Source organism: Corallococcus sp. AB049A (assembly GCF_003668885.1).
In the GTDB taxonomy this organism is placed as follows: domain Bacteria; phylum Myxococcota; class Myxococcia; order Myxococcales; family Myxococcaceae; genus Corallococcus; species Corallococcus interemptor.
Genome location: NZ_RAWL01000240.1, coordinates 1 through 13,195, shown reverse-complemented (window position 1 = coordinate 13,195; position 13,195 = coordinate 1). Strand labels below are relative to the sequence as shown.

Annotated in this window: 13 protein-coding genes; 5 read left to right on the top strand and 8 right to left on the bottom strand. The window is 70.2% G+C overall.

What is annotated here, in order from left to right; all coding sequences use genetic code 11:
* From D7X55_RS24075 to D7X55_RS24060, 4 genes are all read right to left on the bottom strand, one after another.
* The coding region (locus tag D7X55_RS24075; protein ID WP_233610021.1) for a type IV pilus twitching motility protein PilT at window positions 1-1,330 on the bottom strand (1,330 nt) is incomplete at its 3' end.
* A gap of 143 nt (window positions 1,331-1,473) precedes the next feature.
* Window positions 1,474-1,875, bottom strand: a complete 402-nt coding sequence (gene rpsI / locus D7X55_RS24070) for a 30S ribosomal protein S9 (protein ID WP_120549158.1) — start codon at window positions 1,873-1,875, stop codon at window positions 1,474-1,476.
* 8 nt (window positions 1,876-1,883) lie between these two features.
* Window positions 1,884-2,330: a 50S ribosomal protein L13 gene (gene rplM, locus D7X55_RS24065; protein ID WP_043321175.1), complete on the bottom strand. Its 447-nt coding sequence runs from the start codon at window positions 2,328-2,330 to the stop codon at window positions 1,884-1,886.
* Window positions 2,331-2,497: 167 nt separating this feature from the next.
* The gene (locus D7X55_RS24060) at window positions 2,498-4,564 is read right to left on the bottom strand and encodes an ATP-dependent helicase (protein WP_120549159.1); all 2,067 of its coding nucleotides are present in this window, start codon (window positions 4,562-4,564) and stop codon (window positions 2,498-2,500) included.
* Window positions 4,565-4,598: 34 nt separating this feature from the next.
* Here D7X55_RS24060 and D7X55_RS24055 point away from each other — a divergent pair, with 34 nt between their 5' ends.
* Complete coding sequence (locus D7X55_RS24055) at window positions 4,599-5,159, top strand: hypothetical protein (protein WP_233610020.1); 561 nt, start codon at window positions 4,599-4,601, stop codon at window positions 5,157-5,159.
* A gap of 22 nt (window positions 5,160-5,181) precedes the next feature.
* Window positions 5,182-5,685: a caib/baif family protein gene (locus D7X55_RS24050; RefSeq protein ID WP_233610019.1), complete on the top strand. Its 504-nt coding sequence runs from the start codon at window positions 5,182-5,184 to the stop codon at window positions 5,683-5,685.
* 3 nt (window positions 5,686-5,688) lie between these two features.
* On the opposite strand, the gene D7X55_RS24045 is transcribed toward D7X55_RS24050, so the two are convergent.
* Window positions 5,689-6,867, bottom strand: coding sequence for a class I SAM-dependent rRNA methyltransferase (locus D7X55_RS24045; protein ID WP_121724302.1), 1,179 nt, complete (start codon window positions 6,865-6,867; stop codon window positions 5,689-5,691).
* A gap of 8 nt (window positions 6,868-6,875) precedes the next feature.
* Window positions 6,876-8,129 (bottom strand): metallopeptidase family protein, encoded by a 1,254-nt coding sequence (locus D7X55_RS24040; RefSeq protein ID WP_121724301.1) that lies wholly within the window; start codon window positions 8,127-8,129, stop codon window positions 6,876-6,878.
* Window positions 8,130-8,233: 104 nt separating this feature from the next.
* Between D7X55_RS24040 and D7X55_RS24035 the strand changes: the two genes are divergently transcribed.
* Window positions 8,234-8,815 (top strand): nucleoside triphosphate pyrophosphatase, encoded by a 582-nt coding sequence (locus D7X55_RS24035; protein WP_120549162.1) that lies wholly within the window; start codon window positions 8,234-8,236, stop codon window positions 8,813-8,815.
* Here D7X55_RS24035 and D7X55_RS24030 read toward each other — a convergent pair.
* The gene (locus D7X55_RS24030; protein ID WP_120549163.1) at window positions 8,812-9,777 is read right to left on the bottom strand and encodes a hypothetical protein; all 966 of its coding nucleotides are present in this window, start codon (window positions 9,775-9,777) and stop codon (window positions 8,812-8,814) included. The two genes, D7X55_RS24035 and D7X55_RS24030, sit on opposite strands and share 4 nt — an antisense overlap.
* A 367-nt stretch (window positions 9,778-10,144) precedes the next feature.
* Here D7X55_RS24030 and D7X55_RS24025 point away from each other — a divergent pair, with 367 nt between their 5' ends.
* Window positions 10,145-10,396: a hypothetical protein gene (locus D7X55_RS24025; RefSeq protein WP_120549164.1), complete on the top strand. Its 252-nt coding sequence runs from the start codon at window positions 10,145-10,147 to the stop codon at window positions 10,394-10,396.
* A 353-nt stretch (window positions 10,397-10,749) separates the two neighbouring features.
* Here the strand turns inward: D7X55_RS24025 and D7X55_RS24020 are convergent, their stop codons facing one another.
* On the bottom strand, window positions 10,750-12,234 hold the full coding sequence (locus D7X55_RS24020) for a PD40 domain-containing protein (RefSeq protein ID WP_121724300.1): 1,485 nt from the start codon (window positions 12,232-12,234) through the stop codon (window positions 10,750-10,752).
* A gap of 139 nt (window positions 12,235-12,373) precedes the next feature.
* On the opposite strand from D7X55_RS24020, the gene D7X55_RS24015 reads away from it, so the two are divergent.
* Complete coding sequence (locus tag D7X55_RS24015; RefSeq protein ID WP_120549166.1) at window positions 12,374-13,171, top strand: TatD family hydrolase; 798 nt, start codon at window positions 12,374-12,376, stop codon at window positions 13,169-13,171.
* The last annotated feature ends 24 nt before the right edge of the window (window positions 13,172-13,195 follow it).

The following is a 13,195-nucleotide window of genomic DNA, read 5'->3' as shown; positions in this document are numbered from 1 at the left end:
AGATGGGTATAAGAGACAGGCCCTGGACGACGCCGGGCGGCGGGGTGGCGGGACGCGGCGCCGCGACACCCGGCGGAGGCGTCATGGGGCGCGCGGCCATGGGCGCTCCGGGGCGCGGGGCCTGGGGCACCGGCGCGGGCGTAGGCGCCGAGGGAACCGCCTGCGCGGGCGCGCCCTTCTGCGCGAAGGACGCCGAGCCCGGGATGGGCCGCTCCTCGCCGACCTTGGCGTCGAAGTTGTCCCACTTCGAGTCGGACGTGCCGCTGATGCCGGAGAAGCGCAGCGCGAAGTCGTCCGGGTTGCTGGCCTGGCGGTGGGCCTCGTCGTAGGTGACCAGGCCGTTGCGCACCAGGCTCATCAGCGACTGGTCGAAGGTCTGCATCCCGTAGGAGTCCGTGCCCTGCGAGATGGCGTCGTGGATCTCCTTCGTGCGGTCCTTGTCTTCAATCAGCTCGCGCACGCGCGCGGTGACGCGAAGCACCTCCACCGCGGCCACGCGGCCCTTGCCGTCCGCGCGCGGAACCAGGCGCTGACTGACGACGCCGCGAAGCACGCTGGAGAGCTGCAGGCGCACCTGCTTCTGCTGGTGCGGGGGGAACGCGGACACGATGCGGTTGATGGTCTCCGTGGCGTCCAGCGTGTGCAGCGTGGACATCACCAGGTGGCCCGTCTCCGCGGCGTGGAGCGCCGTTTCAATGGTCTCGTGGTCGCGCATTTCGCCCACCAGGATGACGTCCGGATCCTGGCGCAGCGCGGACTTCAGGGCCTGCGAGAAGCTCATCGTGTCCACACCCACTTCGCGCTGGTTCACGATGGAGCGCTTGTCGCGGATGAGGAACTCGATGGGGTCCTCGATGGTCATGATGTGGTTGGTTTCGTTGGAGTTGATGTAGTCGATCATCGCCGCCAACGTGGTGGACTTGCCGGAGCCCGTGGTGCCCGTCACCAGCACCAGGCCGCGCTCCTCGCCGCACACCTTCTCCAGCACCGTGGGCAAGAGCAGGTCCTTCATCGTCATCACCTTGAAGGGGATGACGCGGAGCACGGCGCCCACCGTGCCGCGCTGCTGGAAGACGTTCACGCGGAAGCGGCCCAGGCCCGGCACGCCGTAGGCCAGGTCCACCTCGTTGCTGACCTTGAACTTCTCCTTCTGGAACTCGTTCATGATGCCGAACGCCATGCGCGCCACCTCTTCCGGGGGCAGGCGGCGGCCGTCCTTGAGCGGCACCAGCGAACCATCCACGCGGAACATGGGCGGCAGACCCGCCTTCAGGTGGATGTCGGAGGCTCCGCCGCGCAGGGCGATCTGCAGGATTTCGTTGAGTTCCATGAGGGTGTCCGGATGGTAGCAGAACGCCCGCGCGCATCGCGACGGGGCGACGCCCACCCGCTTGCCCGCAAAGCACGACGGCGGAGGCTTCCCGAAGGAAACCCCCGCCGACGAACGGCCGGACAGCTGGCCGGCAAGCGTGATTAGCGCTTGGAGAACTGGAACCGACGACGGGCGCCGGGCTGGCCGTACTTCTTGCGCTCGACCGCGCGGGCGTCGCGGGTGAGGAAGCCGGCCTTCTTCAGCGCCGGACGGAACTCCGGGTTGAAGGCGCACAGCGCGCGCGCGATGCCGTGACGGATGGCACCGGCCTGGCCGGAGAGGCCGCCGCCGCGCACGTTGACCGTGACGTCGAGCTTGCCCTTCTGCTCCAGGATCTCCAGCGGCTGGTTGAGCACCATCTTCGACGTCTCACGGCCGAAGTACTCGTTGATGTCGCGGCCGTTGATGACGACAGCGCCGTTGCCAGGACGCAGCCAGACGCGAGCGGTGGCCTCCTTGCGGCGGCCCGTGGCGTAGAAACCGAGTTCAGGATTGATCGCCATGGTTGTTCTTACGCCTCGACCTTGAACGCCACCGGCTTCTGCGCGGTGTGCGGATGGGTGTCACCAGCATACACCTTGAGCTTCGTCATCATCTGACGGCCCAGGGCATTGCGGGGCAGCATGCGGCGCACGGCGTTGAGGATGATGTCCTCGGGGTGACGCTGGCGCAGCTTCTGGAGGTTGGTGATCTTCAGGGCACCCGGGAAACCGGCGTACGGGTGACGGTAGTACTGCTTGTCCGTCTCCTTCGTGCCCGTCACCTTCACCTTCTCGGCGTTGATGACGATGACGTGGTCACCCGTGTCGATGGACGGGGTGTACGTCGGCTTGTGCTTGCCCTTCAGGAGGGTGGCGATCTGACTGGCGGCGCGGCCAAGCACCTTGTCGGACACGTCGATGACGTGCCACTGGCGCTTGATGTCCCCAGCCTTGGCGCTGTAGGTCTTCTGCGACATTTCGTGCACTCCAGACTTCGGCGCGACGCCCAGGTGCATGCCAGGGGTCGCGTGCTCGTGCGAACCAACCGCGGGTCCTCCGCCTAAACTCCGACAGAAGCCCGGAAAGGCTGACCCTCCTAGTAGGACGGCGGGATCAAGTCAAGGTTGGGAGTACGGGAGACCCCTCAGGGCGCCCGGCCAGGCGTGCCCGGCCCCGGTCCCCCGGCGGCGGGCTTCTTGAAGCGCTCCTTCAGGTTCGCGAAGAAGTTCTTCTCCTTCTCATCCGGAGGGCCCTGACGCGGCGCGTCCATATCCACGACCTCGAAGGCGTCCGGGGGCAGGTCCTCCAGGAAGCGCGAGGGCGTGCGGGGGACCTCCTTGCCGCGCTTCACGCGGGTGGTGGCGCGGGTGAGGTAGAGCAGCTCCTTGGCGCGGGTGATGCCCACGTAGCAGAGGCGGCGCTCCTCCTCGAGGTTCTGCGCCTCGCCCTGCATGCCGCCGTGGGGCATCAGGTCCTCCTCCATGCCGATGAAGAAGACGAGCCGGTACTCCAGGCCCTTGGAGGCATGCAGGGACATCAGCGTCACGCGCTTGTTCTGCCCGGGGACGTCCTCCTCCTCCTGGCGCGTGTCCAGGCTGAGGCGGTTCAGGTACGTGAGGAGGCTGGCCTTGGGGCCCTCGCGCTTCTCGAACTTCTCCAGCGACGCGAGCACCCCGTCCACGCCCTTGAGCTTCTTGTCCGCGGCGGTGCCGGAGACGGCCTTGGCGCGGGTGGCCTCCCGGAAGCCGATCTCCTCCAGCAGCTTCTGCGTGGCCTCCGACAGGCGGGGCGTCTGGGCGAAGGCCTCGCGGTAGCGCTCCACCATCTCCACGAACTCCAGCACCTTGCCGCCCGCGCCCGCGGGCAGGTCGTCATAGGTGTCCGCGCGGCGCATCACCGTCCAGAGCGTCACGCCCTCCGCGCGCGAGTGCGCGTGCAGCCGCTCCATGGTGACGTCGCCGATGCCGCGCGAGGGCACGTTGACGATGCGCATGAGGGAGATTTCGTCCAGCTTGTTCGCCAGGACCTTGAAGTACGCGATGACGTCCTTCACCTCGCTGCGGTCGAAGAACTCGCTGCCGCCCACGACTTCGTAGGCGATGTTCTTCTCACGCAGCATCTCCTCCACCGGGTGGGCCTGGCCGTTGGTGCGGTAGAGCACCGCGATGTCGTCCGCGGGGACGCCCAGCGAGATGTGCTTCTGGATTTCGTGCGCGATGAAGCGGGCCTCCTCTTCATCGTTGGGACAGGCCACCACCTTCACCAGCGGGCCGCCCTTGCGGTCGGTCCACATGCGCTTGTCCTTGCGCTCCGGGTTCTTGGCGATGACGGCGTTGGCCGCGTCCAGCACGCGCTGGGAGGAGCGGTAGTTCTGCTCCAGCCGCACCTCCTTGCCGCCCGGGAAGTGCCGGTCGAAGTCCAGGATGTTGCGCACCTCCGCGCCGCGCCAGGAGTAGATGCACTGGTCGTCATCCCCCACCGCGCACACGTTCCTCGCCGTGCCCGCGAGCAGCTTGAGCAGATCCAGCTGGGCGTGGTTGGTGTCCTGGAACTCGTCCACCAGGAGGTACTGGAAGCGGGCCGTGTACTTGCGGTGCAGGTCCGGGTGCTCGCGCAACAGGCGCGCGGGCAGCACCAGCAGGTCGTCGAAGTCCACGGAGCCCTGCGCCTTGAGCGCGAGCTGGTAGTCCGCGAAGACCATGGAGGTGATGAGGTCGTAGTCATCCCCCATGCCCTCCGGCTTGGGCTGGGGCGCCTCGCCGGAGTTCTTCGCCTTGGAGATGAGGGTGAGGACCTTGCGCGCGTCGAAGGCGCGGTCGTCGATGCGCTTGTCGCGCATGGCGCGGCGGATGATGGAGAGCTGGTCTCCCATGTCCGCGATGGCGAACTTCCTGGGCCAGCCCAGCCGGTGGATGTCCTCGCGCAGCACCTCCGCGCCGAACGCGTGGAAGGTGCAGACCAGCACGCCCTGGGCGCGGGGCCCGGCCATGTGGACGAGCCGCTCCTTCATCTCCGTGGCGGCCTTGTTGGTGAAGGTCACCGCGAGGATGTTGCGGGCCATGATGTGGTTTGGCCGCTCGTTGAGCAGGTGGACGATGCGGTGGGTGATGACCCGCGTCTTTCCACTGCCAGCGCCTGCCAGCACGAGCAGGGGGCCCTGGAGCGTCACCACGGCCTCGCGCTGAGGAGGATTGAGCTTCGAAAGGTCCATTGCGCGCGGGCCAGGGATACCCTTTGATTCGTCCGTGCGCGACTATTTCCTCCGGCTGGCCATCGCATCGCTCGCGCTCGGCGTGGGCGGCGGTTGCCTTGACGGCGAGCGCACGACATCTCCCACCCCGCGCGACGTGGTGACGGCCGCCGCACCGACCGTGTACTTCAAGGATCTGGCGCCGTTCCTGCCGGACTCGCTGGAGGGCTTCACGGTGGGTGCCACCGCGGGCTCCACGGGGAAGTACGGCGAGGTGTCCGTGTCGGAGGCGGAGCGCACCTACACCCGGGGCGAGGGCCGCGAGGTGAAGGTGCGCATCGTGGACACCACCATGGGGCTGAAGCTGGGGCAGGCCATCCGCGAGGCGGCGCAGAAGGCGAAGGGCCGAGCGGCGAGCGACCCGACGGCGCCCATCCAGTGGAAGGAGGCCGTGGGCTTCGTGCGCTATGACGCGGACGAGGCCGTCGCGGAGGCGAACCTCCTGGTGGGTGAGCGGTTCGTGGTGGCGGTCACCAGCCGGGGCTTCCCCAGCACCGTGGAGGTGCGGCGGGTGGCGCGAGGCATCGACCTGGCCGGGCTGGCCCAACTGCAGTGATTCGAGAGTCCAAGGAGCGTTCGTGGCGGTGAAGGAGAAGGGGTCGCGGCCCCAGACGACCCAGGAGTTGCTGGAGCAGGAGAAGGCGGCGCGCCTGGGCGTGTCGTCCCTGGGCAAGCGCGAGTTCATGGAGCAGTTCCAGAAGCTCTCCAAGAGCTACGCGGTGGACCCGGGCAACCCCGGCTCCTACGCGTGCGAGGGCTGTCAGCGCTGCGCCAACTGCATGTTCTGCAAGGACTGCGACAGCTGCCACCAGTGCACGCACTGCACGCGGTGCGAGCTGTGCACCAACTGCTCGCACTGCGTGGAGTGCAAGAACTGCCACGCGTGCGCCTACTGCGTGCAGAGCGAGAACTGCTCCAGCAGCGCGTACGTGGTGCTGAGCAAGAACCTGCAGGACTGCAACTACTGCTTCGGCTGCGTGGGGCTGTCCAAGAAGGACTTCCACATCCTCAACGTGGGGTTCAGCCGCACCGAGTACTTCAAGGTCGTGGGCCGGCTGCGCAAGGAGCTGGGCATCCCGTAGCCGTCACAGGGCGCGCACGTAGAGGGCCTTGAGGTACTCCGTCTCCGTCAGGCCCGCGAGCACCGGGTGATCCAACCCGGCGCCGCGCCGCTCCAGGATTTGAACCGGGCGCTTCGCGTCCGCGGCGGCGTCCAGCACCATGGACTCGAAGCCCTGGCGGTCCAGCTTCCCGGAACACGAGCACGTGACGAGCAGGCCGTCCGGCTTGAGGCAGCGCAGGGCGCGCAGGTTGAGCTCGTGGTAGGCGCGCAGCGCGGTGGCCAGGCCCTCGCGGCGCTTGGCCAGCCCGGGCGGGTCCAGGACGATGGTGTCGAAGCGGCGGCCCTCCTGGTCGAAGCGGCGCAGCACGTCGAACGCGTTGCCGTTCTCCACCTTCACGTTGGCGCGGCCGTTGGCCTCCGCGTTGGACTGGATGCGGGAGGCGGCCTTCGCGTCCTGCTCCACCGCGAGCACCGACGTGCAGTGCTTCGCGAGCGCGAGCGCGAAGCCGCCGTGGTAGCTGAAGCAGTCCAGCGCTTCGCCCCGGCCCAGCTCGCCCGCGCGCAGGTGGTTGTCCACCTGGTCCAGGAACGCGCCCGTCTTCATGTCGCCCAAGAGGTCCACTTCGAAGCGGTTTTCGCCCTCGTGGTAGGTGAAGCGCGCGCTGCCCTCGCCGTGCAAGAGGCGCACTTCGCGGGGCAGGCTCTCGAAGTCGCGGCCGGAGGCGTCGTCGCGGCACACCACGTGGCTTACGCCCGTCCTCTCCACCAGCGCCTTCGCGAGCATCTCCTTGCGCGCGTCCATGCCCTCCGACAGCGTCTGCACGGTGAGGCCCTGGCCGTAGCGGTCCACGAAGAAGCCCGGCAGGAGGTCCGCTTCGCCGTGCACCAGGCGCAGGCCGTCGCGTCCCCGCAGCACGGCGCGGCGGGCGAGCGCGGCCTCCAGGCGGCGGATGAAGAAGGCGTCATCCACCTTCTCTTCATTCGGCCCCTTGCGCGTCAGCAGGCGCAGGGCGAGCGGGGAGCGGCGGGCGTAGAGCGCCTGCCCAATGGGGTTGCCCTGCGGATCCACCACCGCGACCACCGCGCCGGGCGTGTCGGTGGCGGGGGGCTCGGTGAGCTCCGTGCGGTACAGCCAGGGAGTGCCGCGACGCAGCGTCTTGGCGCCCTTGAGGCTCACGCGGGCGGTGGGAAGGGAAGGCATGGGGGGGCTCACTCCAGGCCGCGCGCGGCCAGTTCCTCGTCGTCTTCCCCGCGCAGATGCCCGATTTCATGCAGCAGTGTCACGCGAATCTGTTCGCGCAGCTCTTCGGGGGTCCTCACCGCGCGGGCCAGGTTGCGCCGGTAGAGGGCCACCGAGCGGCAGGGCGTCTCCGAGCCGTCACACGGCTCCTGGAGGGACGGGCCCCGGAACAGGCCCAGGATGGTGGGCGACAGGGGGGGCTGGTTGGCGAGCAGGTCGTCCTCGGAGGGAATCTCCTCCGTGGCCACCGGCACGCCCTTCAGGTCCTTGCGCATGTCCTCCGGCAGGTCCGCCAGCGCGCGCGTCACCTGGGCCTTGAACTCGTCCGGCGACGGCAGAGGCGGCGCGGGGAAGTCCTCGGGCTCCAGGGCGCGGGCCTTCTGGAAGTGCTCCTCCGCCTTGGCCCACTGGCCCTCGCGCTCCAGGAGCAGGCCCAGGTGCTGGTGCGCGTGCGCCGCGCGGTCCTTGTCCTTGAGCAGCGAGGCGAAGGCCCCCTTCGCCTCGCGGAAGCGGCACAGCTCGAAGAGGGCCAGGGCCTTCTCGTACTTCGCCTCGGCGTTGCCCGGCTCTCGGGCGAGCACGATGGCGGCGCGGTCGAGCGCCTGGTCCGCCTGCCCCAGGTCGTTGAAGGCCATGGCGGCCACCAGCGCCAGCGCCGGCACGAGCTCCGGGGGCGTGGAGGGCTGGGACAGGCCTCGCTCGGCGTAGAGGGCGCCCAGCTCGTCGCGCTCACGCGAGGAGGGCAGCTGCACGGCGTACAGGTGCGCGGCGCCCAGGAGCGCGTCCGCGTCCCCCGGGTCGATGGCCAGCGCGCGGGCGTAGGCGAGCTGCGCCTCCGGCTCGCGGTTGAGCGCGGCCAGGGCGGCGCCCCGTTCCGCGTGGGCGGCCGCGAGGTCCGGCTCCAGCGCGGCGGCCTGCGCGGCGCAGGAGAGCGCCTCCGCGTAGTGGCCGGCGTCGTAGTAGTCACGGGCCGCGTCCAGGGGCTCGCCGCCCTTCGCGTCGCACACCGCCAGGGGGTGCACCTCCGCCACCGGGTCGTCCGGGGACTTCACGGGGAGGGGGGGCCCCGCGTCCACGGCGGCCCGCGCGAGCGCCCCCGCGTCCGCCTCCACGGCGGCGGTGGCCAGGCCCGCATCCGTGCCCGCGTCGGCGTCCGCCGGAGGGTTGCGTTTGCAGGAGGCGAGCAGGAGGAGACAGACAGCGAGCAGACCGCGCCGCGACATGGGCGGGGAGGCTATGGCATCCGCCCCATGCACAGGAAGCGGGGACGTGCCTGCCCGCTCGGGGGGTCCCCTCCCCTCCCCGGCTGCACTACCCTCGGGCTCACATGAGAGACCTCATCCTGGCATCCACCTCCAGCGCGCGCCGGGCCCTGATGGACGGGCTGGGCGTGCCCTACCGCACCGAGGCCCCCGGCGTGGACGAGTCCGTCCCCGAAAGCCTCCCCGCCGACGAGGCCGTGCGGATGCTCGCCGTGCGCAAGGCCCGCGCGGTCCAGGAGCGCCACCCGGAGGCCTGGGTGCTGGGCGCGGATCAGCTGGTGGAGGTGGGCCGCGACGTGCTGGGCAAGCCCCGGGACCGGGACGCGGCGCGCGCGCAGCTTCAGCGCCTGCTGGGCAACACCCACGTCATCCACACCGCCGTGTGCCTGCTGGGGCCGGGCGGGCACCACTCGGAGACGGTGGAGGACACGCGCCTGACGTTCTTCCCCGTGCCGCCGGAGGAGCTGGAGCGCTACCTGGACACCGGCGAGTGGGAGGGCTGCGCGGGCAGCTACCGCGTGGAGGGACGCGGGCAGGCGCTCCTGCAGAAGCTGGAGGGTGACCGCACCAACGTGCAGGGACTGCCCATGCTGTCGGTGGTGCGGCTGTTGCGGCAGGCGGGCTTCGACCTCTTCGCCCGCCGCTAGGCTCCGGCGGTGGACAGCTCCGCCAGGATCTCGTGGTACGCGGTCCGGGCCTTCTCCGCCTGGTCCGCCTTGAAGCTCACCGCGGCCACCACCGGGTGGCCTCCTCCGCCGTAGCGGCCGGCGATGGCGGACAGGTCGTGCTGGCGCGTCTGGGGCTTCCACGGGTTGGAGCCCAGCGACACCTTGGCGCGCGACGAGCCCCGGCCCACCCACAGCGTGTAGCGCGCGTCCGGGTAGAGCGCGTACGCGATGAACTTGTTGAGGCTGTCCACGCCCTCGTCCACCAGGTCGAAGTGGACGACGCCGTTCTCGTACCGGGCCTTCTCACGCACCAGGTCGATGTTGCGCTGGTGCTTGAAGAGCAGCGGCTCCAGCGGGGCGGAGATGAGCGGCGAGCGGGCGATGTCCGCCAGCGACTCGGACTGCATGCGCCGGATGACCTCCGGGATGAGCGTGTCGTCCTTGGTCGCCTCCAGCACCGTCATGATGCGCAGCGCGGGCTCCTCCAGCGCCACGGCCATCTGGGGGCTGGGGAACTGCGCGCCGTCGATGATCTCCGCCCAGTGCAGCAGGTCCTTCAGCGGGGACGCGTCCCAGCCGAAGCGCTCGCGCGCCACGTCCGCCAGGTACAGCGTGCAGCTCTTGCGATGCGGGTCGTGGAACTTCCGGCCGCTGGTGTCGCGCTGGAAGTGGGGCTCGTCGCCGGGCTGCTGGAAGGCGGAGGCGTGGTGGTCGAACCACCAGGTGAGCCGCGCGTCCTGGCTGTAGCGGAAGTCGACGATGACGTTCTCGTCGCCGGTGAAGACGGCCGGGTCGATGCCCTCCGCGCCCGGCTTGTGGGACAGGCCCCGGTAGCTGAACGTCGCGTCCGCGCGCACACGCTCCCGGTAGAAGCGGGTGAAGACCGCGGCGCTGGCCGCGCCGTCGAAACAGTTGTCGTGGAAGAGGACCTGGACTCGCATGGGCGCCCGCCCTCTACCCTGAATCCCGGCCGGGCCCCAACCCGACCGTGGTCGCTCGGCCGCAGGGCTGTGGCCATGGGGTAACACCTGACCCATCCCTGTCCCCCCAGGGCCACGCGGTGGATGCGCGGGATTGAACGTTGCGTGGAAATCGCCGCACCGGGTGAACGAAAAACTCGACAGAACGAGGAACGACCCTGAAGGGCTGAAAAAAGGTGGGCCTGCCAGCCCCACGGAAACCCGCTATCCGCGAGGAAAACCCCTGGAATCAGGAACCTCCCAGGGAGGCCAACCCCTGGCACCCCGCCTGCATGGTGTCAGACCGACGAGGTACTCACCCGCGCGGCACGAAGTGGCGGGAGGAACCATGGCGAAGCGGACCGCAGGCAAGGCGAAGGGTGGTTCGGTGGTGCGGCGGCAGGGCCGGCGGGTGATGCCCGCGCTGCGTCGCACGGCGAAGCGCGCGCGGGTGGCGGCCCAGAAGGCCCAGCTCACCGTGGGTGAGGTCATCGCGGCGGCGTTCGACACGGCGGGCGGAGAGATGAGCGGCGTGCTGGAGCTCGTCACCTCCCCGCAGATGACCCGCGCGCTGGGCCGCCGCATCGTCGTCGTGGGCTGACGAAGGCTGCGGTCCAGGTCCATGACGTGCCCAGGCCGTGCTCCCTTTCTAGAGCGCGCGGGCGCTCGGGCCTTCGCGACACGGCTGTCAGCCTTCCTCCACCAGGTGCCGCGTTTCGCGTGAGCGCGGGTGGAGTCCTTCTTCCCTCCCCTTTCGTCCTGGAACCTGGATCCGTTGGACCCGGATGTGGATCCGCGCGCGGGTTCATCCGGACCCGGCACTGACCGCGTTCGTCACTTCGCACGCAGTGGGCGGCGCGCTTCGCACCGGAAACACGACGGCCCGTGTTCCCTTGAGAAACGGGAAACACGGGCCGGGAAGCCCCGGAGCACGGGGCTTGGGATGCGTGGGGACTAGCGGGGCTGCCAGCGCGGGCGGTGGTCGTCGCCCTCGTTCGTCAGCACCGTGTACGTGCCCTTGGTGTGGACGATGGCCGTGCCGGAGGCCTGGCCGGTGGCCGGGTCGATGGGCTGCACGTTGAGCTCACCGGACTTGATGAAGGCCACGAGGCGGCCGTCCGGGGAGAACGAAGGCAGCGTGGCGTTCTCCGCGAGCTGCACCGGGGCGCCGTCCGCCGCGCCCGAGGCCTTCACGCGCTGCAGGAAGACGATGTTGCCGGCGCGGTTGCCGCACAGGGTCGCGCCCGTGCTGCCGCACAGCACGGCCGCGCCGCCGACGTTCTGGTAGTAGGCGCGCACGTAGGCCACCCAGCTGCCGTCCGGCGCCCAGTTCGGGTTCGCGATGTACGAATCCACCGTGCCGCCCGTGACGGCGTCGGAGCTCTTGGCAGCGAGCACCTCCGGGGTGCCGCCGCCCGTCACCGGCAGCGAGTACAGCTTGAGCACCGGCGTCACCTCCGTGCCGAAGGTCACGGTCTCGCCCTCCGGGTTGGCCAGGAAGAGCAGCTGCGAGGTGACGCGGTTGAAGTGCGGCTGCTCACCCGTGGGGGCCGAGCCCTGCAGCACGGCCGGCGCGGCGCCGCCCGTGGAGACGTAGATGCCGGTGTTCGCGGCGCTGTACGCGAAGTCCGTGCCGTTGGCCGCCCAGTCCGGGAAGGTGCCGCTGTTGGTGACCGACGTGACCGTGCCGCCCGTCGCCGCGATGGTGGAGATGCCCGTGCTGCCGCGCACCCAGGCGATGAGGTTGCCCGGCTCCCACTCCATGTAGCGGATGCGCGCGCTGCCGCCCGTGGTCAGCACGGTGGCCGCGGCGTCCGTGACCGGCAGCGGGCGCACCGAGAGCTCACCCTCGGCGTCGGTGACGTCCCCCTGCACGAAGGCCACCTGGGTGCCGCCCGGGCCGAAGCGCGGGTAGGCGCTGGCGACGCCGGCGTCGCTGAGCGACGTCAGGCTCGGCACGTCGAAGGGAGTCACCAGCGCGGCCGTGCCCGTGCCGCCGTCGCTGAGCGTCGCGCCGCTGGCCGTCACGGCGATGAGGAGCGACTGGCAGGTGTTGGCCTCGCAGCGCAGGCCCGCCATGCAGTCCGGGGTCGCGCTGCACGCGCCGCCCTTGCCCACGTTCATGCCCGCGTCGGTGCCGGCGTCCGTGCCCGCGTCGGTGCCCGCGTCCACCTCCGTGCCTGCGTCCGTGCCCGCGTCGGTGCCGGCGTCGGTGCCGGCGTCGGTGCCCGCGTCGCCCCCGGTGCCCGCGTCCGGTTCCGGCTCGACAGGGATATTCTGCAGCTCGCACTTGTTGTCCGCGTTGCAGGTCCACTGCTGGCCCGCGGGAGCCACGCCCTTGTCACGGCAGTCGTACTGGTCGACGCACTCGTCGCCACAGCCCGTGGCCAGCATCGTCAGTGCCCCGAACAACGCCCCCAACACCACACGCTTGGTCATTTTCACGCCTCCCGTTTCGCAATGGCTCCAAAGTCAGGCGGCGCGTCATAGCTTCACGCTCGCGGGCGCCGGGGAGCCTTGAAGGGCCCCGCATCCGTGGCTGTCAGTGATTGAACGGCGATGGGAAGAGGGATGCTCAATGATCGACACGCACTGCCATCTGGACGCCTCCCGCTTCAATCCGGACCGCGACAGCGTTGTCACACGCGCCTGGGCGGCGGGGCTGCAGGGCATCCTCATCCCGGCGGTGGGCCCGGAGACGTGGGAGCCATTGCTCGCGCTGCCGCGCCAGGAGCCGCGCATCCAGGTGGGGCTGGGCATCCATCCCCAGTTCCTGCCGGACCTGCGGCCGGAGGATGACGGCGAGCACCTGGAGCGGCTGGACGCGCTGCTGGGCCAGGGCGGCGCGGTCGCGGTGGGCGAGTGCGGCCTGGACGGCCCGACGCTTCCGGGCGCCCCGCTGGAGCGGCAACTGGCGGTGCTGCGCGGGCACCTGGCCCTGGCGCGCAAGCACGGGCTGCCAGTGCTGATGCACTGCCACCGGCTGCACCCGGCGATGATGGAGCTGCTGAAGACGGAAGCGTGGCCGGAGGCCGGCATCCTCATGCACAGCTACAGCGGCGGCGCGGAGCTGGCGCGCTTCTACATCCAGAAGGGCTGTCACTTCTCCTTCGCGGGCCCGGTGACGTGGGCGGAGGCGCGCAAGCCCCTGGACGCCCTGCGGGTGATTCCGGCGGACCGGCTGGTGGCGGAGACGGACTCGCCGGACCAGGCGCCCACGCCCTTCCGGGGGCAGCGCTCGGAGCCGGGCTACCTGCCCCACATCCTCGCGGGCATGGCGCAGGTGCTGGGGGAGCCGCCGGACGTGCTCGCCCAGCGGACGACCGAGAATGCCCGGCGGCTGTTCCGGGAAGCTTTCCCCTCCCCTTCGCGGTAGGCGAGCGTCGCGTGATAGAGGAGC